This is a genomic window from Rhodanobacter soli (assembly GCF_040548735.1).
In the GTDB taxonomy this organism is placed as follows: Bacteria; Pseudomonadota; Gammaproteobacteria; order Xanthomonadales; family Rhodanobacteraceae; genus Rhodanobacter; species Rhodanobacter soli_A.
On sequence record NZ_JBEPSD010000003.1, the window covers coordinates 372705 to 396597 of the forward strand.

At 67.3% G+C, this 23893-nt stretch carries 18 protein-coding genes; 7 read left to right on the top strand and 11 right to left on the bottom strand.

From position 1 onward, the window contains the following. The first annotated feature begins 294 nt into the window (after window positions 1–294). The 3 genes from ABIE04_RS15730 (at window position 295) to ABIE04_RS15740 (ending at window position 5476) form a co-directional block, all read left to right on the top strand. Window positions 295–1719, top strand: a complete 1425-nt coding sequence (locus tag ABIE04_RS15730; RefSeq protein ID WP_354552322.1) for a sugar porter family MFS transporter — start codon at window positions 295–297, stop codon at window positions 1717–1719. 144 nt (window positions 1720–1863) lie between these two features. Then, on the top strand, window positions 1864–2886 hold the full coding sequence (locus ABIE04_RS15735) for a LacI family DNA-binding transcriptional regulator (protein WP_354552324.1): 1023 nt from the start codon (window positions 1864–1866) through the stop codon (window positions 2884–2886). A 91-nt stretch (window positions 2887–2977) separates the two neighbouring features. Beyond that, window positions 2978–5476, top strand: a complete 2499-nt coding sequence (locus ABIE04_RS15740; RefSeq protein WP_354552326.1) for a sensor domain-containing protein — start codon at window positions 2978–2980, stop codon at window positions 5474–5476. 22 nt (window positions 5477–5498) lie between these two features. On the opposite strand, the gene ABIE04_RS15745 is transcribed toward ABIE04_RS15740, so the two are convergent. The 10 genes from ABIE04_RS15745 to ABIE04_RS15790 form a co-directional block, all read right to left on the bottom strand. Further along, window positions 5499–6740, bottom strand: coding sequence for a patatin-like phospholipase family protein (locus tag ABIE04_RS15745; protein WP_354552329.1), 1242 nt, complete (start codon window positions 6738–6740; stop codon window positions 5499–5501). Window positions 6741–6894: 154 nt separating this feature from the next. Beyond that, complete coding sequence (locus ABIE04_RS15750; protein ID WP_354552331.1) at window positions 6895–7317, bottom strand: ACT domain-containing protein; 423 nt, start codon at window positions 7315–7317, stop codon at window positions 6895–6897. Window positions 7318–7344: 27 nt separating this feature from the next. Next, the gene (locus tag ABIE04_RS15755) at window positions 7345–7554 is read right to left on the bottom strand and encodes a GNAT family N-acetyltransferase (protein ID WP_436410395.1); all 210 of its coding nucleotides are present in this window, start codon (window positions 7552–7554) and stop codon (window positions 7345–7347) included. Window positions 7555–7568: 14 nt separating this feature from the next. Then, window positions 7569–7766, bottom strand: coding sequence for a glycosyl transferase family 39 (locus tag ABIE04_RS15760; RefSeq protein ID WP_354552333.1), 198 nt, complete (start codon window positions 7764–7766; stop codon window positions 7569–7571). Between the two features lie 84 nt (window positions 7767–7850). Next, a complete protein-coding gene (locus ABIE04_RS15765) occupies window positions 7851–8225 on the bottom strand; it encodes a GFA family protein (RefSeq protein WP_354552335.1) in 375 nt (124 codons plus the stop codon). A gap of 77 nt (window positions 8226–8302) precedes the next feature. Beyond that, window positions 8303–8653: a hypothetical protein gene (locus tag ABIE04_RS15770; RefSeq protein WP_354552337.1), complete on the bottom strand. Its 351-nt coding sequence runs from the start codon at window positions 8651–8653 to the stop codon at window positions 8303–8305. Window positions 8654–8720: 67 nt separating this feature from the next. Beyond that, a complete protein-coding gene (locus ABIE04_RS15775; RefSeq protein ID WP_354552776.1) occupies window positions 8721–9353 on the bottom strand; it encodes a GNAT family N-acetyltransferase in 633 nt (210 codons plus the stop codon). Continuing rightward, window positions 9340–11016, bottom strand: a complete 1677-nt coding sequence (locus ABIE04_RS15780) for an alpha-amylase family glycosyl hydrolase (RefSeq protein ID WP_354552339.1) — start codon at window positions 11014–11016, stop codon at window positions 9340–9342. The genes ABIE04_RS15775 and ABIE04_RS15780 overlap by 14 nt, the downstream gene beginning before the upstream one ends. Further along, on the bottom strand, window positions 11013–12530 hold the full coding sequence (locus ABIE04_RS15785; protein ID WP_354552341.1) for an MFS transporter: 1518 nt from the start codon (window positions 12528–12530) through the stop codon (window positions 11013–11015). Before ABIE04_RS15785 ends, ABIE04_RS15780 begins: the two co-directional genes overlap by 4 nt. Beyond that, complete coding sequence (locus ABIE04_RS15790) at window positions 12527–14716, bottom strand: Six-hairpin glycosidase-like protein (protein WP_354552343.1); 2190 nt, start codon at window positions 14714–14716, stop codon at window positions 12527–12529. Before ABIE04_RS15790 ends, ABIE04_RS15785 begins: the two co-directional genes overlap by 4 nt. A gap of 307 nt (window positions 14717–15023) precedes the next feature. Here ABIE04_RS15790 and ABIE04_RS15795 point away from each other — a divergent pair, with 307 nt between their 5' ends. Further along, a complete protein-coding gene (locus tag ABIE04_RS15795; RefSeq protein ID WP_354552345.1) occupies window positions 15024–16034 on the top strand; it encodes a LacI family DNA-binding transcriptional regulator in 1011 nt (336 codons plus the stop codon). Window positions 16035–16352: 318 nt separating this feature from the next. Further along, entirely contained in the window at window positions 16353–18836 is a 2484-nt protein-coding gene (locus ABIE04_RS15800) for a glycoside hydrolase family 3 protein (RefSeq protein WP_354552348.1), read from the top strand. A 258-nt stretch (window positions 18837–19094) separates the two neighbouring features. Here ABIE04_RS15800 and ABIE04_RS15805 read toward each other — a convergent pair whose 3' ends face one another. After that, complete coding sequence (locus tag ABIE04_RS15805; protein ID WP_354552350.1) at window positions 19095–21500, bottom strand: TonB-dependent receptor; 2406 nt, start codon at window positions 21498–21500, stop codon at window positions 19095–19097. Window positions 21501–21667: 167 nt separating this feature from the next. Between ABIE04_RS15805 and ABIE04_RS15810 the strand changes: the two genes are divergently transcribed. Together ABIE04_RS15810 and ABIE04_RS15815 are read left to right on the top strand one after the other, a co-directional pair. Next, the gene (locus ABIE04_RS15810) at window positions 21668–23251 is read left to right on the top strand and encodes a tryptophan halogenase family protein (protein WP_354552352.1); all 1584 of its coding nucleotides are present in this window, start codon (window positions 21668–21670) and stop codon (window positions 23249–23251) included. A gap of 74 nt (window positions 23252–23325) precedes the next feature. Continuing rightward, window positions 23326–23853 (top strand): hypothetical protein, encoded by a 528-nt coding sequence (locus ABIE04_RS15815; RefSeq protein ID WP_354552354.1) that lies wholly within the window; start codon window positions 23326–23328, stop codon window positions 23851–23853. Window positions 23854–23893: the final 40 nt, after the last annotated feature.

Here is a 23893-nt window from a genome sequence, read left to right on the forward strand (position 1 = left end):
GGTACTGCGTTCATAAATTTCCTGGCATCCAGGCCACTTGCCGTGCGCCAACGGGTGCTTCGATTCCCCATTCGCGATTCCCTCATCGGACGCGCTGCGCGTGACTTGAAAGACAGGCTTGGCGAATAATGACAGCGCTGTCATAGTGGCGGCCGACACGGGCAACCGATGCACCCTTCGGGGCAGGCGCCGGTGACTTTGCATTTTGCGCCTGCATACGTATTCAGCCGGACACGGTAAGGGCTGCAGTGCAGACTCGGGCGCATCTGGATGCCATGACGTTGGGGAGACGCGATGAGCACGATGGAGATGACGGGCGACGGGCTGGGCCAGCGCGCCACCGCACGGGTGGTGTTGATCTCGGCGGCGGCGGCGCTGGGCGGGTTCCTGTTCGGTTTCGATACGGCGGTGATCAACGGCGCGGTCGACGCGGTCCGCGGCGGCTTCGCGCTGGACGCGGCGCAGATCGGCTTCGCGGTGTCCTGCGCGCTGCTCGGTTCGGCGCTGGGCGCGTGGTATGCCGGCATGCTGGCCAACCGCTTCGGCCGCGTGCGCACGATGCAGGTGGCGGCCGTGTTGCTGGTCGCCAGTGCGCTGGGCTCGGGGCTGGTGACCGCGGTGTGGGACCTGATCCTGTGGCGCCTGGTCGGCGGCATCGGCGTGGGCGTGGCCTCGGTGATCGCGCCCACCTACATTGCCGAAGTCTCGCCCGCGCACATCCGCGGCCGGCTCGGCTCGATGCAGCAGCTGGCGATCGTGCTGGGCATCTTCGCCGCCCTGCTCAGCGATGCGTGGCTGGCCGGCGTGGCCGGCGGCGCGGCGGAACCGCTGTGGTTCGGGCTGGCCGCGTGGCGCTGGATGTTCCTGGTGGCGACGCTGCCGGCGCTGGTCTACGGCACCCTGGTGCTGGGCGTGCCGGAATCGCCGCGGCACCTGGTCGCCAAGGGCCGCATCGACGAGGCCCGCGTGGTGTTGCGCAAGGTGCTGAACATGCACAGCGAGACGGCGTTGGACAACAAGCTGCGCGACATCAAGGACAGCCTGCGCTCGGAGCACCGGCCACGCCTGCGCGACCTGTGCGGCAAGACCGCCGGGCTGCTGCCGGTGGTGTGGATCGGCATCCTGCTGTCGGTGTTCCAGCAGTTCGTGGGCATCAACGTGATCTTCTACTACTCGTCCACCCTGTGGCATTCGGTGGGCTTCAGCGAAGCCGACTCGTTCACCATCACCGTGGTCACCTCGATCGTCAACGTGCTGGTGACCCTGGTGGCGATCGCGCTGGTCGACAAGATCGGACGCAAGCCGCTGCTGGTGATCGGCTCGGCCGGCATGGCGATCACCCTGGGGTTGATGGCGTGGTGCTTCTCGCAGGCCACTGGCAGCGGTGCCACGCTGAGCCTGCCCGGCGCCACCGGCATGGTGGCGCTGGTCGCGGCGAATGCGTACGTGGTGTTCTTCGGCGTGAGCTGGGGCCCGGTGGTATGGGTACTGCTGGGCGAGATGTTTCCGAACCGGATCCGCGCCACCGCGCTGGCGGTGGCCGCGGCGGCGCAGTGGCTGGCGAACTTCGCGATCACCAGCACGTTCCCCGCGCTGGCCGAGCTGGGCCTCAGTTTCGCCTACGGCCTGTACGCCGGCTTCGCGCTGCTGTCGCTGCTGTTCGTGCTGGCCGGCGTGCGCGAGACGAAGGGCATCGAGCTGGAGGACATGCGCGCATGAGGATCATCTCTCGGCCAGCGTCCATGGCGACATGCACCTGCCTCGACCAGCGGCGGACGGTATACGACAAGCGGCGCGCAAACCGGCTAGGATTTGGCACGGACGGCATGGCGCCGTCGCAAAAGCTTGCGGGTCGCGCTGCGGATGAAGGCAAAAGCCACATCGATCGACATTGCCCACCTGGCCGGGGTATCCCAGGCCACGGTGTCGCGCGCGCTGCGCGGCAGCCCACTGGTCAATGAGGAAACCCGGCGGCGCATCCAGGCCGCCGCCGAGCAGCTCAACTACAAGGTCGACAAGAACGCCTCCAACCTGCGCCGAATGCATTCCGGCACGCTGGCGCTGCTGTTCTTCGAGGACCCCACCGCCGACGAGTCGCACATCAACCCGTTCTTCCTGTCGATGCTGGGCTCGATCACCCGCGCCTGCGCGTTGCAGGGCTATGACCTGCTGATCTCGTTCCAGCAGTTCTCGCACGACTGGCACGCCGACTTCGCCGACAGCAAGAAGGCCGACGGCCTGATCCTGCTCGGCTACGGCGACTACCTGGCCTACCGCGACAAGCTGGAGAAGCTGGTTGCCCAGGGCACCCGTTTCGTGCGCTGGGGCGCGGTGCTGCCGGACCAGCCCGGCGTGTCGATCGGCTGCGACAATTTCCGCGGCGGCCAGGCGGTGGCCGAACACCTGCTGGAGCGCGGCTGCCGCCGCATCGCCTTCCTCGGCGACGCGTCCAGCCACTACCCGGAGTTCTTCGGGCGCTATCGCGGCTACGTCGATGCCCTGCAGCGGGCCGGGGTGGAAGTCGACCCCGCGCTGCAGGAAAACGCCGAGAGCACCGAGCGCTTCGGCTATGAGGCGATGCGCAGCCTGATCCTGCGCGAGGCCGGCTTCGACGCGGTATTCGCCGCCAGCGACCTGATCGCGATCGGTGCCATGCGCGCGCTCAGCGACCACGGCCTGCGCATACCGCAGGATGTGGCGCTGGCCGGCTTCGACGACATCCCCATGGCCAGCTTCGTGAATCCGCCGCTGACCACTGTCCTGCAGGACACCAAGCAGGCCGGCGAGGTACTGGTGGACAGCCTGCTCGGCCTGATCCGCGGCGAACCGGTGGACAGCGAGGTGCTGTCGGTGAAGCTGGTGGTGCGGCGGTCGAGCCTGCGCTGAAAGCGCCGTGGCGTAGTCGTTGCGGCCTTCATGCGCGATCGCTTAACCTGCCTTGGCTGCCTACCCACTTGCATGACGGGACGCTCGCACCATGGATCACCCGCGGCTGGAACTGGACTTTCATCAGGTGTTCGAGCGGGTCACCGATGCCTACGTGGCGCTGGATCGGGACTGGCGCTACACCTACGCCAATGCGAAGGCCTGCCAGCTCTTCGGGCGCGCCGTCGGGGAACTGATCGGCCGGCACATCTGGACGGAATTTCCGGAAGGCGCCGGCCAGCCGTTCCATCACGCCTACGAACAGGCGATGGCCGAACAGCGCCCGCTGCAGATCGAGGCGTTCTATCCGCCGTACAACCGCTGGTTCGAGAACCGCATCTATCCGTCGGCGGACGGGCTGACGATCTATTTCCACGACATCACCGAGCGCAAGCGCGCCGAGCAACTGGATGCCGGCCAGCACGAGATTCTGGAGGGCATCGCCGCACAACGGCCACTGGTGGAAAGCCTCGAACAGATCGCCCGCCTGCACGAAACGATGAACCCCGGCGCGCTGTGCTCGCTGCTGTTGCTCGACGAGGACGGCCGGCATGTACTGCACGGCGCCGCGCCGAGCTTGCCGGAAACGTACAACCGCACCCTGCATGGGCTGGAGATCGGCGAGGCGCACGGCTCGTGCGGTACCGCCGCGTGGCATGGCGAGCGCGTGGTGGTGGCCGATATCGCCAGTCACCCGTACTGGGAGGACTACCGCGGGCCGGCGCTGGCGCATGGCCTCAAGGCGTGCTGGTCGACGCCGGTGTTCGGCAGCCATCACGAAGTGCTGGGCACCTTTGCGGTGTATTTCCGCGAGCCGCGCGAACCGCGTGAAGAGGAACTGCGCAGCATCGACCGCATGTTGCCGATCACCGGCATCGCGATCGAAAGCGCGCGCCTGGTCGAGCGCCTGCGCGCGCGCAACCGCTTCTTCGACATGTCGCAGGAAATCTTCTGCATCCTCGACCCGCGCAGCGAGCGGCTGCTGCAGTTCAATCCGTCATTGCCGCGCCTGACCGGTTACGGCACCGGCGAACTGACCTTGCGCAGTTACCGCGAATTCCTGCAGCCGGAGGGTCCCGGCGACGGCTCCGATCCGATGGTGGTGCTGGGCCGCTCCGGCGAGCGGGTCCACGAGTTCGTCAACCGCTGCCGCTGCCGCGACGGGAGCGAACGGCTGCTGGAGTGGGTTTCGTTCGCCGCGCCCGACGGGCTGGTCTACGCGGTGGCGCGCGACATTACCGAGCGGCGCCGGGTACAGGCGGAACTGGCCCACGCCTCCAGCCACGATCCGGTGACCGGGCTGCCGCAGCACCTGGAACTCGGGCGGGCGCTGCGAGCCATGCTGGAGGACACGCCGGCCCCGGTCTGGGTGCTGGTGATCGGGCTGGACCGCTTCCAGGGCGTCAACGAATCGGTGGGCCATCTCGCCGGCGACGACGTGCTGCGGCAACTGGCCGCCCGCCTGCAGGCAGCGCTGGCCGGGCAGGGCCGGATCGCCCGGTTCGCCGGCGACGAGTTCGTGGTGACCGTGGCCGGCCTGTCGGCGGATGGCGCGCATGCGCTGGCCGAGCGCCTACGTGCCGCCGTGGCCGAACCGGTCGAGGGCAGCGATTACCGGCTGCTGCTGACCGCCAGTGTGGGCATCAGCCATTCGCCCGATCACGGCACCGACCCGAACAACCTGTTGCGCCGGGCCGAGGCCGCGATGAACCTGGCCAAGCGGGAAGGGCGCGACCGGGTGTCCGAGTTCTCCGTCGAGCAGATGCGCGACCTGGAAGACCGCCTGGTGATGGGCAACCAGTTGCGCGACGCGATCCGGCACGGCGAGCTGGAGCTCCACTACCAGCCGCAGTATCGCGCCGCCGATCGCCGGCTGACCGGCTTCGAGGCGCTGCTGCGCTGGAACAGCCGGAACCTTGGCCAGGTCCCGCCGGCCCGCTTCATCCCGATCGCCGAGGCGCTGGGCCTGATGCACGAGATCGGCGAATGGGTGCTCGACGCGGCCTGCCGGCAATTGCGCGCATGGCTGGACCGCGGCCATCGCGACTTCACCGTTGCGGTGAACGTGTCGGCGCAGCAACTGCAGCGTCACGGCCTGGTCGCGCAGGTCGGCGCGGCACTGCAACGGCACAACGTGCCGCCGGCGATGCTGGACATCGAGATCACCGAAAGCTCGTTCATGGAGAACGTGTGGCGCGTGCAGCGCACGCTGGCCGAGCTGAAGGCGCTGGGCATCAAGTTGTCGCTGGACGATTTCGGCACCGGTTATTCCAGCCTGGCGTACCTCAAGCAGTTTCCCATCGACAAGCTGAAGATCGACCAGGCTTTCGTGCGCGGCCTGCCGACCGACGCCGCCGATGCGGCGATCGTGCGCACCATCATCGCGATGGCGCACGAACTGCACATGTGCGTGGCGGCCGAAGGCGTGGCGAGCCAGGCACAGGCGGACTTCCTCGCCGCCGCCGGCTGCGACGAACTGCAGGGCAACCATCTCGGCCCGGCATTGCGCACGCCGCAGGCCGGGGAGCGCTTCGTCGACGGCGAGCCTTGAGCCCGCCGTTATCCGGGTGGCGTCACCGGCTTGCCGTGCCGGGCGACGCCGCCACGGGGCAGGCGGGGCGGTTCGAGGTGGCGGTGCGCCGCAAGCCCATGTTGCGCCGTACCGACTGCGCCGGGGTCAGCCACAGCAGGCCGCGTGCCGCGCAGTCGGCGGCGTAGTCGAACAACGCCTGCATGTGCGTCTGGTCGAAGTCGATGAAGCTGGCTTGCGGGTAGTCCACCGGGATCTCGGTGAGACGGAACTGCATGCCCAGCCGCTTCGCCGCCGCGATGTTGTCGATGATCGCCTCGCGGGTCTTGTAGGTCAGCTCGGCGGCGAAGGCGTTGGAGAGGATGTCGACGGTGTTGTAGCGCGTGGTCTGCGGCGCACGCGCGAGCTGTCCGTTGACGATCATGTACAGGTGCGCCCCGCGCAGCAGCGGCAATTCGGTGGACTGGATGCCGGCGATCAGCGGCGTGCTGAACACCGAGGTGGTGACGCCGCCGTCCACGTGCATCTCGTCGTACTCGCGGCTGCCGTCGCGCACGTGGATCAACACCGGCGGAAACACGCCCGGCACGCTGGCCGAGGCGACCAGCACGTCGCGGAACAGCGTGCGCGCCGCGTCGCCGCCGTGCTGCGCGATCTCGCCCAGGTTCCACAGCACGGTCTCGTGCTTGTCCAGGTCGGTCGTGGCCACCACCAGCCGGCGGCCCTTGTCGGCCTCGCGCGCCACGGCGTCGATCATCTCCATCGTGACGAAGTGGTCGACCAGTTCGAACAGCGGGTTGTGACGCGGCCGCCCGCGCGGCGATAGCAGGCGCGCCAGGATGGTGCGGGTGGGCGAGCGCAGCAGGTGCGCGCTGCGCTCGCCGGTAAAAGCCTCCCGCATGCGCGCGTCCCACTCCGGTCCCAGGAACGCGAACGGCGCCAGCAGCGCGCCGGCGCTCACCCCGGTCACCATCTCGAATTGCGGCCTTGCATGCGCCCGGCTCAGCCCAGTCAAGGCGCCGGCGCCGTAGGCGCCGCCCGAGCCGCCGCCGGACAGCGCCAGGATGTCGACCGTGCCGTCGTTCGCCGCGTCGCGAATGCCGCCGAAGAAATCCGGCGCCAACGCGCTGAACGTGCGCTGGTCGGTGGTGACCAGCCGCACGCTGGGCGGGAATCCAGGCGGTGTCGCCGTACCGATCAATTCGAGTGGCGCCGCACGGCGTGGCGCGGTCTGGCAACCGGCCAGCAGCAAGCCCATCCACAGCAGCGCGAGCCTGCTTCGCATCGTGGCTCTCCCGGACCAGGTCGCGGCAGTATGCGACGCGACGGAGCGCGCCATCAAACCCGGATCGCGTTCCACGGGGCGGGTGGGCTTCGGGCCCGATCACTCGACGTTGCCGCGCAGCGTTGCCGGAAGAACGCGGCGTAGCGCGACTTGGTCAGGTCGTGCCGGGATCTGGACCGGAACGCTCCTGCAGCGTTCGCAAGGCGGCGATCGCCTGGCTGGCCGACTCGACGGGCACGAAGAGATGGTCGTGATACGCGGCGGCGACGACGTTGCAGCTGATGCCGGCCTCGGCCAGCGCGGTCGCGACGGCGGCGGTCAGGCCGACCGCCTGCAGGTCGGAGTGCACGGTCAGGGTGATCCATGCGGCGCGGAACAGGATCGGCAGTCCCGCATCCTTCGCCTGCTGCTCCTCGACGATCAGGGTAAGTCCCTCGCTCTCGCGGAACGTGGCGATCGGCTCGATCCGATCCGGCACGCCGCCCACGGGCAGCGAGACGAACGCATACATGCCGCGATTCAACACGGGGTTCATCGAGTGCAGCAGTTCGGCGAGGTCCGAGACGGCGTTGCTCATGGCGGCTGATCCTCGGGGCGTGATCGATCAGCGTGCCGGCTGCGCAGCCCTGGGCTTGTACGCCATCCCGGCTCCCGCCGGGGCAGTCGGTTCGAAACCGAACTGGGCATACAACTCCTGCGCCTTGCCGTCCGCGATCAGGCTGACATAGCCGCTGGGCGGCACGTTCGCGTCGAGGTAATCCATGATCTCCCGCATGATGCGCTTGCCCAGCCCCTTGCCCTGATGCCCGGGCAGCTATCGGCGCCGGATCATTTGCTCGCCGACGTCGATGCTGGCGCTGCAGGTGCCGTGCGAAACAGCCGCAGCCAGAACGCCAGCTCGAGCAGCACGCCGGCGAGAACCAGTACGGCGCCGACCAGCGGAGTGCCAAAAAACAGCGGCCCGATGCCGAGGGCATAGGCCGCGACAGCCGCGAGGAAGATGGCGAAAGTGATCAAGTGCCGCATGGGTTCACCTCATGGCGTAGCGCACTGCGCGTGGCTTCACGGACGGCTGCAGGCCGTTCCGCGGAAGGAAGGGCCGAAGCCGATTCACACCGAACGGCCATCGTAGTGCCGGACCGGGATGGCTGAAAGGTCGATGCCCTCGATGCAACGGATGTTGATGGCAGCCATGGCATTGCCCTTCGGGTCCGTGCCTTCGCCGTACGGATGCACGCCGCAGACCGGGCAGAACCTGTGCTTGATGGCGTGCTTGTTGAACGTGTAGCTGCTTGCCGCATCATCGGGCGTGAGGAGATGAAGCTTCTCCCGCGGAACGAACCAGAGCAGCGAACCCTTGCGCTGGCAAATCGAGCAGTTGCACGCCAGGGCGCCCTCGATCTCGCCTTCCACCTCGAATGCGACCCTGCCACAGTGGCAGCTTCCCTTGTAGTTCATTGCCGACCTCCCGAATTTCGCGTTCATGCCAGGTCCGTTCTTCTGCGGTGATGCAACCACGCTCGGTATTGATTGGAAGTTTCTTACAGAGTGGCTAGCGGCAACTAGAAGACCATCACATGGTCGACCAAGTACCTGCCCTCACGCTGAACCAAGACGAGCTCCGCTACGAATTCGCCCGGCACTTTTGTGAACCGTTGCCGCCAAACCACGGCGACCGACTCCGGACGCTTGAAGGCCGCCACGAACTCGCGCTCGGCAAAGAATCCCTTGGTACTTTGGTATTGCTCGCAAATCGACTGAAGTGCATCTTTGGATAGAACGCTTTTTGCACGTTCGGTGAAGTCCCGAGTGTGCCTCTCGTAGTCGATGGCTGTGGAGGCATCCATCAGGTTGTCCATGATGGGGGCAGCGACGGCCAAAATTTCCACGTCTGATTTTTGCGCCAAATCCATGATGTTTCTCTCGCGGGGCCAACGCTGTAGTTAAGCGGCAACGAAGCCGTCCACCCTGGATAAATTGTTACGTGTTGAGCGGCATCCCCATGATGTTGTCATCATAGTCTTTGCCACCAACGTTGAACTTGCGAGTCCCGAGCTTGCTAAAGCCGGCGCGCTCATAGAAGGCAATGGCGGATTGGTTGCGCGCGTAAACGCCGAGCAGCAGGCGCCTGGCGCCGGCGGCAATGGAGTGTGCCACTGCAGTTGTAACCAGTCGCTTGCCGATACCACCGCCCTGAAACTTGCCTAGCAAGTAGATTCGCTTTAGCTCCAGGTCTCCTGCTGTGTCCGGTAGAGGCAGTTGTGGCGGCGCGACAACCATGAATCCGACAGGCGCGTTGCCAGGGTTACTCTCGACCAGCCACAAGGCGTACCTTGGATCCGTCAACCACTCACGATAGATCTCGGCGGTATGAGCCTGTGCGCAATGGGCGACTATGTCCGTACCAGCAAGGATGCCGGCAAAGGTCTCCAGGAACGTGGCTTGGCCTACGAGAGCAAGAGAGGCCTCATCGCCTGGAACGCAAGGTCTTAAATTGGTATCAGCGGCAATGATGGGTTCTACCTCGTTTTCGCGGACAGTTGAGTTAAGGCCGTGAAAGCCCGATCCCGAACCTCGATTCTGCGTTGAATTGGGTGGATCAGCGCTCCGGATGCCCCCGCTCCTGCATCAGTCGCGTCAGCTCAGCCACCAGGTCCGCGCGCTTCGCTGCGGCATCCAGCAGATAGACCTGCACGTCGTGCGCCGGGACGCTGGTGCGCAGGTGGCCGCCTTCGGGCACATCGATCGCGGTGCCGCCGAGCGCCGGTTGCCAGTGGCCGGCCTGCAGGTAGTCGCTGATGTCAAACTGCGCGGCGGCGTCGCCCTTGTTGAGAAGGACCAGCGCGATCTGGTGGGTGTCGCCTTTCTGGTACACGCGGTAGAACGCAGCCTGGTTGCCGGCGAAGCGCAGTGGCAGCATCAGGCCGCGTTGCAGGGCGGGGGTGTTCTCGCGCAGTTGGACGATGCGTTTGAGCTGGCGGTAGATCGGGCTTTTCGATGCGGCGTCGATGCGCTGCTGGCCATAGTAGTTGCGGTTGCCCTGGTGTTCGGCCTTGCCACGTTCGAAGCCGGTTTCCGAACCGTAGTAGATCGCGGGAATGCCGCGGGCGGTGAACAGCCAGTTGTTGGCGTCGATGAAGCCGTTGTCGCTGGCGTTCAGGCGTGCCATGTCGTGGTTGTCGTAGAAGGTGACCAGCTCGTACGGGTTCTGGTATGGGCCATTGGTGAGGTACAGGCGGTCGAGCAGTTTCGCGTAGTCGCTGCCGGGGTGTTCGAACACGTCGGCGATGCGGCCGCGCAGCGGGAAGTCGAGCACGCTGATGCTGCCGCTCGAAGGCCAGGTGTACTGGCCGATGTTATCGGGGCTGTAGTCGAACGCTTCGCCGAACATGAAGAAGCCGGGGTGCTTCGCGCGGATGCGCGCGGCGAACTGTTTCCAGAACGCGGTGGACATGTGGCTGATGGTGTCGATGCGGAATGCGTCGGCACCCTGGTCGGCCCACTGATTGTACGCACCGACGAAGTAGTCCAGCACGGCCGGGTTCTGGTCGTCATTGTTGGACAGCTGCACCAGGTCGTCGTAGGCGTGGTAGAAGCGGTGCAGCGGGTTGCGCGCGGGGTCGAGCCGGTAGGGCGGCAGGTTCTGTTCGTCGGCGATCAGCTTGCCGTCCCGGTCGTAGATCTGGCCGAACATCGGCTGCGCCTTGGGCATCGTGAAGGCGGGTGAGCCGTGGTTGGCGACGATGTCGAGCACGGTCCTCAGGCCGTGCGCGCGCATCTTCGCGGTGAACTGCGCGAAGTCGAGGCCCTTGCTGGGCAGGTGTTCGTCGAGCTTGTAGAAGTTGACGCCCCAGTAGCCGTGGAAGCCGGTCTTGCCGCGGTCGGTGAACTTCGAGCCCCAGCTCACCGGGTCGCCGCCGGTGAACGCCTCGTTCGGGTTGTCCACGATCGGGGTGATCCACACGGCGCCGAAGCCCATGCCGCGGATGTAGCCGGCGTTGTCCAGCACGCCCTTGAAGTCGCCACCGAGGTAGCCGATGTTCGCGCTCTCGCCCTTCGGCGCGCCGGCCACCGGGATGTCGAAGGTGGGGTGGGCGCCGCCCTGGTCGCGCTGGTCGTTCGACGGATCGCCGTTGACGAAGCGGTCGGTCATCACGAAGTAGATCGCGTTCGATGCGAACGGCGCATCGGTGCCGACGAATTCCGGCGTGGCGGCCTGCGCGCAGCCGCAGGCCAGCGTCAGCGCGCCGGCCAGCAGGGTGGTCCTTTTGATCATGTCGGGGTTCCGGTAGCGAGAGCGGCGGGCGGCGCGTAGACCGGCTCGCGCACGCGCAGGGTGAACAGGCCGGCGACCAGCAGGCAGGCGCCGCCCAGCGCCAGCGCCCAGATCGGCTGGTTGTGGAAGCACAGCCGCAGCAGCAGGCCGAGCACGCTGGCGGCGAGCAGCTGCGGGATCACGATGAAGAAATTGAAGATGCCCATATAGACGCCCATTTTCGCTGCCGGCAGGTTGTCCGACAGCAAGGCGTACGGCAGCGACAGGATCGACGCCCAGGCGAAGCCCACGCCGACCATCGAGGCCAGCAGCCACTGCGGGTCGCGGATGACCAGGAACGACAGCAGTCCTGCGCCGCCCAGCCCCAGGTTCAGCAGGTGGCTGATGCGCAGGCCCCAGCGGCGCACCATCAGCGGGATCACCACCGCCGCCAGCGCGGCGAAACCGTTGTACGCGGCGAACAGCACGCCGACCCAGTTGGCGCCCTCGTTGTAGAGGGCCGAACCGACGTCGGTGGTGCCGTAGATGGTCTGCGTCACGCCCGGCGTGGTGTAGATCCACATCGCGAACAGCGCGAACCACGAGAACAGCTGCACCCAGGCCAGCCGGCGCATCGGCCCGGGCATGCTGTACAGGTCGCCCATCACCTCGCGCAGCATGCCGCGGCTGCGGGTGAAGGTGAGCCAGGCAAACAGCAGGCCGAACACGATCAGGCCGCCGGCGAGCAGGTACAACTCCTTCTCCAGCGCGAAGTGGCGGATCGCGAACAGCACCAGCACGCCGGCCGCCAGCAGCAGCAGGCCGAGTTTCCAGGCGCGCGACGCATCCACCGCCGGCTGCGCGGCCACGTTGTCGGTGAACGACTGCAGCTGGGCGGGCGGGTACTCGCGCGTGCGCAGGATCGTCCACAGCACGGCGCCCAGCAGCACCGCGCCGCCGGCGTAGAACGCGTACTTCACCGTGTCGGGGATGCCGCCGTCCGCGGCCACGTTGGCCACGCCGAATTGCGCCAGGATCCACGGTAGCGCCGACGCCACCACCGCGCCCACGCCGATGAAGAAGCTCTGCATCGCGTAGCCGCTCGGGCGCTGCTGCGTGGGCAACTGGTCGCCGACGAAGGCGCGGAACGGCTCCATCGACACGTTGATCGAGGCGTCCAGGATCCACAGCAGGCCGGCGGCCATCCACAGCACCGGCGCGTTCGGCATCCACAGCAGGGCCAGCGACGCGAATACCGCGCCGATCAGGAAGTACGGCCGGCGCCGGCCCAGCCGGTTCCAGGTGCGGTCGGAGAAGTGGCCGATGATCGGCTGCACGATCAGCCCGGTCAGCGGCGCGGCGATCCACAGGGCCGGGATGTCGTTCACGTCGGCGCCCAGGGTCTGGAAGATCCGGCTGACGTTCGCGTTCTGCAACGCGAAGCCGAACTGCAGGCCGAGAAAGCCGAAGCACATGTTCCATATCTGCCAGAACGACAGCGCCGGTTTGTTGTTCAAGAGGGTGCCGTCCTTCATGGGGTGGCGTGGCCGGTGGCGAGCGGGGCGATCAGCAGGGCGTGCACGTCGGCCTGGTTCAAGGCGCCGTCGCTGCCGCCGCTGCCGCCGGTGTAGTGGGCGAAGTGGCCGAGGTAGCTCATATTGAAGCCGTCCTCGAGCGTGAACCGGCAGGTGGCGCCCGCCCTGGCGTCGAAGCGGCCCCAGGTGGATGGCTGCGTGCGCACGCTGTGCGGCATCACGATCGGCAGACGCTGCTCGTCGCTGCCCGCGCAGCGGATCACCAGCATCTTCACCGCAGCGGTGATGCCGGTATTGATCGGGCCGTGGTCGTTCGCGTAGTCGAGCGCGACGCGATAGCTGCCGCCGGCCGATGCAGTCCACGAGCGTGGCCAGTTTCCGGCGACCTTCGCCACCTCGCCCACGCAGGTGGCAGGACTGTGCAGCGACTCCAGGCCGTGCGCATCCACACGCGTGGCGCTGAGGCAGGCGAGGCCGGGTTGCCGCGCGAGATGGCCGTCACCGTCGACGCTGCCGTGGACGCGGCCGTTGAGGTAGAGCCGCACCTTGCCGTCCGTCGTGATCTTCCAGCCGTCGCCATCGGCACGCAGCAGCGGCGCGGCAGGCGCGATGGGTGCGTACAGCGGCGCATCGGTGCGCAGCGGCGCGTCCGGCACCTGTATCGCCTTGAGCGTAACCGTGGTGGCCGTGCCGCGTGTGGCGGTGTGGTCGGCGACGAGCAGGTTGCCGGCGATCTTTTCGGGCAGTTGCAAGGTGATCTGCCGGTCGCGCAGGTCGAGCGTGATCGCGCGGCGCTGGCCGAACAGCATCGGCACCAGCGAGGTGGGCAGCTTCGGTTCCACCCGGCCGTCTTCGCCGAGACCGAACACGCCTTCGGTGACCACCGCGAAATAGGCTGCCACCGACCACAGCTGTCGCGGGGAATTCACCACCGGGCCGCTGAGCTTGCCTTCGTCCACGTGCTGGCCCTGGGTGAGCAGCTCGTAGTTTTCCATGTTGGAACCGTACAGTGCCGCGCCGCGCATCACCGATTCGATCTCGTGCGCGATGCGCGCGGGCTGTTCCGTCATGCGTGCGGCGCGTAACGCGTACGCGCTGACGAACGGCCAGATAGCGCGGTTGTGGTAGATCGGCTGGTCGGAACGCTCGGGCCAGATCACCGGGCTGCCCGCGGGCCAGGTCGGATAGTTCGCCAGCGCCTGCCGCGCGCGTTCGCCGTCGGCCACGCCGCTGTCGATCGCCAGCGCAATGCCGAGCAGATCGTAGGTGTCGTAGGGCGTGCCGTCGCCGCCGATGTAGCTCATGTACATGCCGCGGTCGGCGCGCCAGAAATGCGCGTTGATCGCGCTCTTCAGCGCGGCGGCCTGGCTGCGGTAGCCGGCCGCCGTCTTCGCGTCGTGCCGCCCGTCGGCCAGCGTGGCGGCCAGTTGCAGCGCCTGGTAGTGCAGCACGTTGGTGGACAGCGCGTAGGACTGCGCGATGAAGGTCACCTCGTCCGCTGTCCACGCGGGGTAGCTCTGCTCGCGCCAGTCGAGGAACGAGGTCTCGCCGCGGTACAGGCCGAACGTGGCGTCGAACGCGTATTGGCGATCCTGCGCCAGCGTGGCGCCAAGCGCCTTGTCGACGTCGCCGGCAAAGGCCTTGTCCCCGAGCAGGTGGCGCGCGCCGAGGAACCAAACCACGCGATCGGTGCTGATCGGCCAGCTGCCGCCGGAGCCGGTGTCCTGCATCGGGTACAGGCCCTGCGGCGCGGACGGAACGCGCACGTCGGACAGCTTGAACTTCAACCCGTTGAGCGAGCGCGCCGGGTCGAAACGCCACAGGCCCAGGTCGATCGCGTAGGACAGGTCGCGCGTCCATACGTACGGCCACTTCAGGCCGGTCACGAAGCACTGGCAGGGAATCGGCTGGCCGTGGTCGAACGCGCCGTCGCGGATCGCGCTGACCGAATCCAGCGCCAGGTCGTCCTGCGCCATCGCGAACAGACCGTCGAACAACGCGCTGGCGGTCTCGGTGCGCAGTGGCTGCGCGGCGATCACGCGCTCGCCGTATGGCCACGCCAGCGTGTAGTTGTGCTGTGCGTCGCGGCTGATGGCGACGTGCACGCCATGCCAGTCCAGCCCGTCGTGCCAGGCCGGTGCGCCCGCGCTGGCGGCCATCGCCGCGGTCAGCAGCAGGCTCAGCATGGGCGGGTCCAGTGAAGCGGGATGCGGATCGTGCTGGTCATCGACGTGAGCCCTCCGGCAGCTGTTATGTCACGGTGCGGCATGTCCCGCATGTTGCGGTCGCAACATCGGCCACCGGCCGGCGTGGGGATGAGCCCTGCATGGTAGGTAGCGTCGCAATGCAGCAACCAGTGGTTGCATACGTATTCATGGCGGTCGGCGGCGCGCGGCGCCGTTCGCCGCGCCTTCCGCGCCGGGTCGGTTCTTGTAAAGCGCAGGGCGATGGCGGCATAGTCGATCGACACCAGCAACGACAGCGGGAGATTCCATGCGGGTACGCCTCGAAGATGTGGCGCGCGCAGCGAGCGTATCGCCCAAGACGGTGTCCCGTGTGCTCAACGACGAGGCCAACGTAAGCGATGCCACGCGCAAGCGCGTGCGCGCCGCTATGGAGGCGATGGATTACCGCCCGCATCCGTCGGCGCGCAGCCTGGCCGGGAACCGCTCGTTCCTGGTGGCGATGCTGTACGACAACAACGACAACCCCGCCTCGACCTACCTCGCCGAGATCCAGGACGGCGTGCTCGAGGCCTGCGATGCGCATCGCTACAGCATGATGGTGCGCCCGCTGCGCATGCGCAGCGACGACTTCATCCGCCGCCTCGACGCGCTGATTTCAGACCACCACCCCGACGGCGTGGTGCTGACGCCGCCGATCACCGACTACGCGCCGCTGCTGAAACGCCTGCGCGAACGCGACGTGCCGTATGCCAGCGTGTCGCCGCAAAGCGGCGGCGGCATCGGCGTGAGCATGGACGAGCAGGCGGCCGCGCGGGCGATCGTGGAGCACCTGCTGGCGCTGGGCCATCGGCGCATCGCCCATGTCGTCGGCATCGCCGACCACGGCGCCAGCCGCTGGCGCCTGGCCGGCTATCGCGAGGCGATGGCTGCCGCGGGCCTGCCCGAGGACCCGGCACTGGTGGTGCAGGGCGCGTTTACGTTCGGCTCCGGCGTCACCGCCGCGCGCGAACTGTTCGCGCTGCAGCAGCGACCCACCGCCGTGTTCGCCGCCAACGACGACATGGCCACCGGCGTGATGTGGGCGGCCGGCGAGTATGGGCTGAAGGTGCCGCACGACCTTTCCGTCTGCGGCTTCGACGACACCCCGTTGGCGCGCCAGCTGTGGCCCGCGCTCACCACCATCCAGCAACCCAGCCGCGAGATGGGCCGGATCGCCGCCCAGCAACTGCTGGGCGTGCTGCGCGGCCGCGGGCCCGGTGAACTGGTGCAGGTGCCGTTCGCCCTGCAGATCCGCGGCTCCACCGCCCGCGCTCCCTGAGTTCCTGCAAGAGCGCCCCCTCCACGTGGGACCTCCTTCGGTCGTGCGCGATGCCTCGCGTCGTAGGGCGGGCAATGTCCGCTGCTCTTGCCGAGGCGCATCGGAGAGCCGGCGGGCAGTGCCCGCCCTACAACGGCCACCCGCGGATCGCGGCCATGTTGCGCAGCAAATTGACAGCGCTGTCATTCCTGTCAGTATGCGGTTTCGACGCGTGCCGCCGGTGCGCCAGCCTGGAGCCATGCTGTGCCCTTGTCGTCCCCATCGCCCCTGTTCCTGCGTCGCATTTTCCTGACCGCATCCCTCGCTGGCGCGCTGATCATGCCCATTCATTTCGTGCTGGCCGCGGACACCGCCGCCACGGTCCACCCCGCATCGTGGCCGCAGGGCCGCTGGCCGCTGCCGCCGGATCCCGCGCTCGAGGCCAGGGTCAGGGCGCTGCTGGCGAAGATGTCGGTGGAGGACAAGGTCGGCCAGATGATCCAGGCCGACATCAAGTACGTGACCCCGGATGACGTGCGCACGTATCGTCTCGGCTCGATCCTGGCCGGCGGCAATTCCGGGCCGGACGGCCAGCAATACGGCACGGCCGCGCAGTGGCAGAAACTTTCCGATGCGTTCTACCGCGCGTCGATGGATACCTCGGGCGGGCGCCTGGCGATCCCGGTGCTGTTCGGCATCGACGCGGTGCATGGCCACAACAACCTGGTCGGCAGCACCTTGTTCCCGCAGAACGTGGGCCTGGGCGCCACCCGCGATCCGCAGTTGATCCACGCGATCGGCGACGTCACCGCGCGGGAACTGCGCGCCAGCGGCATCAACTGGACCTTCGCACCCACCCTCACGGTGCCGCAGGATGGCCGCTGGGGGCGTGCCTACGAGGGCTATTCGCAGAACCCGGCGCTGGTGGCGCAATACGCCAGCGCCGTGGTCGAGGGCCTGGAAGGCAGGCTCGGTACGCCGCACTACCTGGATGCCGACCACGTGATCGCCACGGCCAAGCATTTCGTCGGCGATGGCGGCACCCGCGACGGCAAGGACCAGGGCGACGCCGAAGTCAGCGAAGCGGTGCTGCGCGACGTGCACGCGGCCGGTTATCCGCCGGCGATCGAGGCCGGCGTACAGGTGGTGATGGTCTCGTTCTCCAGCTGGAACGGGGTGAAGATGGCCGGCAACAAGGCGCTGATCACCGACGTGCTGAAGGGCCGCATGGACTTCGGCGGCATCGTGCTGGGCGACTGGAACGCGCACGGCCAGGTGCCCGGCTGCACCAACGAGGATTGCCCGGTGGCGTACAACGCCGGGCTGGACATGCTGGAGGCGCCCGATTCCTGGAAGGGCCTGTACAAGAACACCCTGGCCGAGGTGAAGTCCGGGGTGATCCCGATGGCCCGCGTCGACGACGCGGTGAGCCGCATCCTGCGCGTGAAGCTGCGCCTGGGCATGTTCGAGGCCGGACTGCCGTCGGCCAACCCCTTGGTGATCAAGTCGGCGCAGGTGGTCGGCAGTCCCGCGCATCGCGCGCTGGCGCGCCGGGCCGTGCGCGAGTCGCTGGTGTTGCTGAAGAACGACGGCGTGCTGCCGATCGATCCGCGCAAGCACGTACTGGTCGCCGGCGACGGCGCCGACAACATCTCCAAGCAGAACGGCGGCTGGACGCTGACCTGGCAGGGCACCGGCCTGACCAATGCGAATTTCCCGGGCGCGACCTCGATCTTTGCCGGTATCCAGGCGCAGGTGAAGGCGGCCGGCGGCACCGCGGAGCTGTCGGTCGACGGCAGCTACAAGCAGAAACCCGACGTCGCCATCGTGGTGTTCGGCGAAGACCCTTATGCCGAATTCCAGGGCGACCTGCCGAACCTGGCGTACCGGCCCGGCAACGATCACGACCTCGACCTGCTGCGTCGCCTGCACGCGCAGGGCGTGCCGGTGGTGGCGGTGTTCCTCACCGGCCGGCCGCTATGGATGAACCGCGAGATCAATGCATCGGATGCGTTCGTGGTGGCGTGGCTGCCCGGCAGCGAAGGCGAGGGCATCGCCGACGTGTTGCTGCGCACGCGCGACGGCCGCGTCGCGCATGACTTCCACGGCAAGCTGGCGTACGCGTGGCCGCGCACGGCGGTGCAGATTCCGGTCGCCGCGGCCGCGCGCGGCGAGCAGCCGCAGTTTCCCTACGGCTTCGGCCTGACCTATGCCGATCGCGGCGACACCGGCCCGCTGTCCGAGGATGCCGGGATCGAACTGAGCAGCGCGCGGGCCGGCGTCTACTTCACCCATGGCAAGCCGGCGCAGGGTTTCACGCTGCGCCTGACCGGCGCCAACGGCGCGGCCGCCAACGTCACCGCCACGCCCGCCGCGACGGCGGATGGCAGCCTGCGCATCGTCGCGCTCGACTACAAGGCTCAGGAGGACGCGCGCAGCCTGGACTGGTCGGGCCGCGGCACCGCGCGCGCCGCGCTGGTGGCGCCGGCGCCGCTGGACGTGGAGCGCGAGACCAATGGCGACGTGATGCTGGTGACCACCCTGCGTATCGACGCGGTATCGGCGCAAGGCGCCACGGTCGGCGTCGCCTGCGGCAGCGGTTGCGGCGCCGCGGTGCCGATCGGCAAGCAGTTGGCTGCACTGCCGCGCGGGCAGTGGCTGCGCGTGGGCGTGCCGTTGAAATGTTTCCGCGACGCCGGCGCCGACATGAGCAAGCTGGACCGGCCGTTCGAATGGACCAGCGGCCCGGGCGAACGCATCGCCGTCACCGACGTCTCGCTGGGCACGGTGGCGGACCGGACGCTGGACTGCCGCGCGCACTAGGCCACCCGCCATACGGTGGCTCCGACCCGGACGCTGCGCGGCCGGGATCGACCGATGAATGCCATCGCCTTTGCCCGACACCGCCTCGCGTGCCGGCGCGGGGTCCGGCTGACCTGTGCTGGGACGGACGGATCTCCGGTCCGACTGTGCGTTCGGGATTACCGCCTGCGCCATGTCCCGCAAAAAAAAGGATGCCCCGTTGCCGGGGCATCCAGTGGCGACAGGGGAGGATCGGTCGCCAGGGGGGAAGGGTGAAACCTAGAACCACACGCCGACGTTGACGCCGTAAGTGCGCGGCGGCAGGTATTGCGAGGTGTAGGCGAAGCTGCCGTCGGGCAGGGCGAAACGGCCGGCACTGGTGCGCACCTTGCTGTCGCTGACGTTCTGCACGTAGGCGCCGATCCACCAGCGGTCCTGCGGCTCGTTGTAGCGCAGCGAGATGTCGCCGCGGCCGTACGCCTTCTGCTTGTCGCCGTCGCCCAGGTTGAACGTGCTCAGCCATTGCGAGCTCTGGTACTGCGCGGAGATGCGCGGAGTTAGCCGGCCGCCGTTGGCCAGGCGGAAGTCGTGCTCGTAGATCGCGGTGAGCGAGGCGTTCGGCGCATGCGGCAGGTCGTTGCCGCTGACGTCGATGCAGGCGCTGATGCCGGACGCCGGGTCGCAGGCGGGCAGGCCCTGGTAGTCGTTGCTGCCGGCATACTTGAGCGTGCCCAGTTCCTTCTTCGGGATCGCCGAGAACACCAGGTTGAGGCGGTCGTTCTCGCTGGACAGCGCCAGCTCCGATTCGAAGCCCATCACCTTGGTGGTGCCCTTGACGTTGGAGAAGCCCAGCCCGCGGTTGCCGTCGGGGTAGGTGATCGGCGCGGCCAACTGGAAGTTCTTGAACTGCTCGTAGTAGATCGCGCTGTTCCACGTCAGGTGGCCGTCGAGGAAGCTGAACTTCGAGCCGACTTCGTAGTTGGTCAGCGTCTCCGGTTCGTACAGCGTGCCGGCGTCCTGGGTGCCGCCGGACTTGTAGCCGGTGGATACGCTGGCATACAGCAGGCCGTGCTGGCCCATGTCGGTATCCAGCCTGGCCAGCCAGGTGACCTTGCTCTTGTCGTACTTCGCATCGTTGACGGTGGAGACGTTGAAGCCCACGTTGCCCGGTTCGACGTCCGGCGAGATCGGCACCTGCGGCACCGTCGGGTCGTAGGCCCAGCCCCAGCCGCGGCCACCCTCGTTCTTCTTGACGTCGTTGGACCAGCGCGCGCCGCCGGTCAGGCGCAGGCCGTCGGTGATGTGCCAGGTGGCCTGGCCGAAGAAGGCGGTGGTTTCCACGGTCTCCTTCGGCTGGATGAACGAACCCTGCCAGGCCACGGTGCCCTGCGCGGTGCCGTTGAGGATCGGGATGTCGAAGCGGATGTTGTTGTCCTCCGCCGCGTAGTAGGCGCCGAGGATCCAGTCCACCGCGTTGTCGCCGGCCGACTTCAGGTCCAGTTCGTGGCTGTAGTTCTTGTAGTTGGAGAAGTTGGTGCGGTCGGCCTGGTAGGACGCGCCGGTGGTGAAGCTGGTCGGCACCTGGACGCCGTTGTCCTGGTCGAAGTTGCTCTTGCCGGAGAAGCGGTTGAAGCCGGCGACGTAGCTCAGCGTCATCGCGTCGTTGATGTTGAAGTCCATGCGGCTGCGCACCGTGTGCGAGTCGCGCTTCAGGTAGGGCGCGGTGTCGATCAGGGCCGACCAGAAATCCTGGCCTGCGCGCGGTTGCTGCATCAGGCTCATGCCGGGCGTGCCGCGGTCGCGGAAGTATTCGTAGGACAGGTTCCAGGTGAACGCGTCGCTCGGCTGCCACATTGCGCTGACGCGCGCCGCCGACTGGTCCTGCGCGTTGTACTTGTCGCCGCCGGTCACGTAGTTGCTGGCGTTGATCGGCTGGAATGTGGCGAGCGTGCCGCCGCTGGCCAGGTAGGCCGCCTGCTGTTGCGCCACGCTGGGCAGTTGCTGCGACGGGTTCTGGAAATCCACGTAGCCGTCATGCTGCTCCTGCGCCATCGCCACGCGCATCGCGAAGGTGCTGCTGATCGGCAGATTCACCGTGGCGCGGGTGCCGACGTGGCTGTAGTTGCCGGCCTCGATCTGTGCATTGCCATAGAAGCCGCTGGTGTCCGGCTTGCCGGTCTGGAAATTGACCACGCCGGCGGTGGAGTTGCGCCCCCACAGCGTGCCCTGCGGACCGCGCAATACTTCCACGCTTTCGATGTCCAGCAGCAGGCCGGCGGCCGCTTCCGGGCGCGGCGAATACACACCGTCGATGAACATCGCCACTTCCGGATCGGCATACTCGGTCTTGGCGCTGTCGTTGCCGATGCCGCGCATGGTCAGGGTGACCACGCCATGATCGCCTTGCGACGTGGCCTGGAAGCCCGGCACCAGCTTGGTGATGTCCTGCACCGTCATCACCCGCTCCTTGTCGAGCGTGTCGGCGCTGATCGCGCTGATCGCGACCGGAGTCTTCTGCAGCGGAGTCTCGCGTTTGGTCGCGGTGACCTGGACGCTGTCCAGATCCTTCACCTTCCTGCTGGCCGCCGTGTCTTTCGGGGCAGGGTCCTGTGCCGCAGCGTAGACGGCGCCCGAGGCAAATATGGCGGTCATGGCGACGTACAAAGCCGAGTAGCGTAATTTCATTTCACCCTCTCCCCAAATTGTCGTGGACATGCAGTGGTCGTGGACATGCGGTAATCTTTGCATGACAGCGCTGTCAAATTAAATGACAGCGCTGTCATCGAGGGCGATCCTACTGCGAAATTCGACAATTGGCTTGTTGCGCAGCAACAAGCGGGGAGGGGAGTGGCATGGCGCGCATTCAGAGGATTCTGGTCGTGGGCGGCGGTACTGCCGGCTGGCTGACGGCCTGTTATCTGGCCAAGGCGTTGAATACCGCGGCGCCGGAAAGCATCCGGGTCGAACTGGTCGAATCGCCGAACATCGGCTTGCTCGGCGTGGGCGAGGCCACGTTTCCGTCGATCCGCGGCACGCTGGCCGCGATCGGCCTGGACGAGCGCCGCTTCCTGGTCGGTGCCAGCGCAACCTACAAGCAGGGCATCCAGTACGTGAACTGGGTGCGCCCGCCCGGCGAACCGGGGCCGGACCGTTTCTTCCACCCGTTCAGCCTGCCTAGCCAGCGCAGCGGCAGCCCGGAGCTGTTGCCGTACTGGCTGCTCGGCGGCGCCCCCGGCGGCATGGCCTTCGCCGAGGCGGTGACCATGCAGCAACGCCTGATCGATCACGGCCGGGCGCCGAAGCGCGCCACCGATCCCGATTACCAGGGACCGATGAATCACGCCTATCACTTCGATGCGGCCTGCTTCGCCGCCGTGCTGGCCGAGCATGGCCAGAGCCTGGGCGTCAGGCGTCACCTGGCCACGGTGGAACGGGCCGAACTGGACGGATCAGGCGCGATCGCGCGCATCGTCACCAGAGAAATCGGCGAACTGAGCGCCGACCTCTACGTGGATTGCACCGGCCTGCGCGGCGCCCTGATCGGCGGAGCGATGCAGTCGCCGTTCCACAGCCGGCGCGACGTGCTGTTCGCCGACCGCGCGGTGGCGTTGCAGGTGCCGTATCCACGCCCAGACGCGCCGATCCTGCCGTTCACCCGCGCCACCGCGCAGGAAGCCGGCTGGATCTGGGACATCGGCCTGCAGAAACGGCGCGGCATCGGTTACGTCTATTCGTCGCGGCATAGCGATGCGAACCGCGCGGAAGAAGTCATTCGCAACTACGTTGGCGAGCAGGCGGCGGGACTGGAAGCACTGCATATCAAGTTCGAGACCGGCTATCGACCGGAACACTGGCGTCGCAACTGCGTGGCGGTGGGGTTGGCCGGCGGCTTCGTCGAACCGCTGGAATCCACCGGCATTGCCCTGGTCGAACTGGCCGCCTACCTGATCACCCATCTGTTGCCGGGCGACGTCGACGACATGGAACGCACCGCGCGTCGCTTCAACGACATGATGGTGGCGCGCTACGAGCGCGTCATCGATTTCATCAAGATGCACTACTGCCTCACGCAGCGCCGTGACAGCGCGTTCTGGATCGACAACACCGACCCGGCCGGCATCCCGCAGACCCTGCAGGACAGACTTGCGCTATGGCGCCATCGCCCGCCGCACCGGCTGGACTTCGTCACCGACCTGGAGATGTTCATGCCGGCCAGCTGGCAATACGTGCTGTACGGCATGGAGTTCCGCACCGACCTCGAACCGATGCGCAGCGCCTACCCGCAGATGGAGGCGGCGCAGCGCGAGTTCGCGATGATCCGGCAGATGGCCGGCCATGCGTTGAACGACCTCCCGGACCACCGTGCCCTGGTCGAGCAATTGTGCCGCGAGCAAGTGCAGCGGAAGATGGACAGGCTTGTCGGGGCGGATGGCTGATCGGGTGGCAGCCCCGCCGCAGTGCCGGAAACTCACCCTGACCCGGTCTTGGCGCGATCCTACTGGAGCCTCCCATGCAATTGACCCGTCTCGTTTTCGCTGGCGTGCTGCTGACGCTCCCGGCCCTCGATGGCTGTTCGAAACGTCCCGCCGAGGCGACACCGGCGGCGGTTGCTGTATCGCCACCATCCGTGTCGGTCCCGGGAAAACCACCCAGGGAAGATGCCCGGGCATGCGATCTGGTCACCCCGCAGGAAATGTCCGCGATTCTAGGCAGCGCCGTGGTCGGTGCCGAGCCAAGCCACAAATCGTCCGGCAAGACCGAATGCATCTACAAGCCGGCCGATGGGGCCAGCCCCTACGTCGAGTTCTCGGTCGAATGGGGTGAAGCCGAGACGGCGATGAGGGCGGCGGGCGCGATGGGCCACGGCAAACCGGGCGCAGACGACCCTTACGCGGGCATCGGCGACCAGGCGGTATCCGTCGGAACGTCACTGTGGATTCGCAGCGGCGAGGACTTTGTGCAGATCGTATTTTCGGGTGTGGACGACGCGCCGGCGAAAGCGAGGAAAATCTTCGACACCGCGAAGGCGAGGATGTGACAAGCCGTTAGCGTGGGTTTCGCGTTGAGCCGGCGGGCCC

What these genes read in the sequence shown, in the direction of transcription:
- ABIE04_RS15815 (WP_354552354.1), top strand. Translation starts at nt 23,326, where the DNA reads ATGCAATTGACCCGTCTCGTTTTCGCTGGCGTGCTGCTGACGCTCCCG.
- ABIE04_RS15750 (WP_354552331.1), bottom strand. Translation starts at nt 7,317, where the DNA reads ATGAGCAACGCCGTCTCGGACCTCGCCGAACTGCTGCACTCGATGAAC.
- ABIE04_RS15735 (WP_354552324.1), top strand. Translation starts at nt 1,864, where the DNA reads ATGAAGGCAAAAGCCACATCGATCGACATTGCCCACCTGGCCGGGGTA.
- ABIE04_RS15795 (WP_354552345.1), top strand. Translation starts at nt 15,024, where the DNA reads ATGCGGGTACGCCTCGAAGATGTGGCGCGCGCAGCGAGCGTATCGCCC.
- ABIE04_RS15790 (WP_354552343.1), bottom strand. Translation starts at nt 14,716, where the DNA reads ATGCTGAGCCTGCTGCTGACCGCGGCGATGGCCGCCAGCGCGGGCGCA.
- ABIE04_RS15800 (WP_354552348.1), top strand. Translation starts at nt 16,353, where the DNA reads ATGCCCATTCATTTCGTGCTGGCCGCGGACACCGCCGCCACGGTCCAC.
- ABIE04_RS15760 (WP_354552333.1), bottom strand. Translation starts at nt 7,766, where the DNA reads ATGCGGCACTTGATCACTTTCGCCATCTTCCTCGCGGCTGTCGCGGCC.
- ABIE04_RS15805 (WP_354552350.1), bottom strand. Translation starts at nt 21,500, where the DNA reads ATGAAATTACGCTACTCGGCTTTGTACGTCGCCATGACCGCCATATTT.
- ABIE04_RS15740 (WP_354552326.1), top strand. Translation starts at nt 2,978, where the DNA reads ATGGATCACCCGCGGCTGGAACTGGACTTTCATCAGGTGTTCGAGCGG.
- ABIE04_RS15765 (WP_354552335.1), bottom strand. Translation starts at nt 8,225, where the DNA reads ATGAACGCGAAATTCGGGAGGTCGGCAATGAACTACAAGGGAAGCTGC.
- ABIE04_RS15785 (WP_354552341.1), bottom strand. Translation starts at nt 12,530, where the DNA reads ATGAAGGACGGCACCCTCTTGAACAACAAACCGGCGCTGTCGTTCTGG.
- ABIE04_RS15810 (WP_354552352.1), top strand. Translation starts at nt 21,668, where the DNA reads ATGGCGCGCATTCAGAGGATTCTGGTCGTGGGCGGCGGTACTGCCGGC.
- ABIE04_RS15770 (WP_354552337.1), bottom strand. Translation starts at nt 8,653, where the DNA reads ATGGATTTGGCGCAAAAATCAGACGTGGAAATTTTGGCCGTCGCTGCC.
- ABIE04_RS15730 (WP_354552322.1), top strand. Translation starts at nt 295, where the DNA reads ATGAGCACGATGGAGATGACGGGCGACGGGCTGGGCCAGCGCGCCACC.
- ABIE04_RS15780 (WP_354552339.1), bottom strand. Translation starts at nt 11,016, where the DNA reads ATGATCAAAAGGACCACCCTGCTGGCCGGCGCGCTGACGCTGGCCTGC.
- ABIE04_RS15745 (WP_354552329.1), bottom strand. Translation starts at nt 6,740, where the DNA reads ATGCGAAGCAGGCTCGCGCTGCTGTGGATGGGCTTGCTGCTGGCCGGT.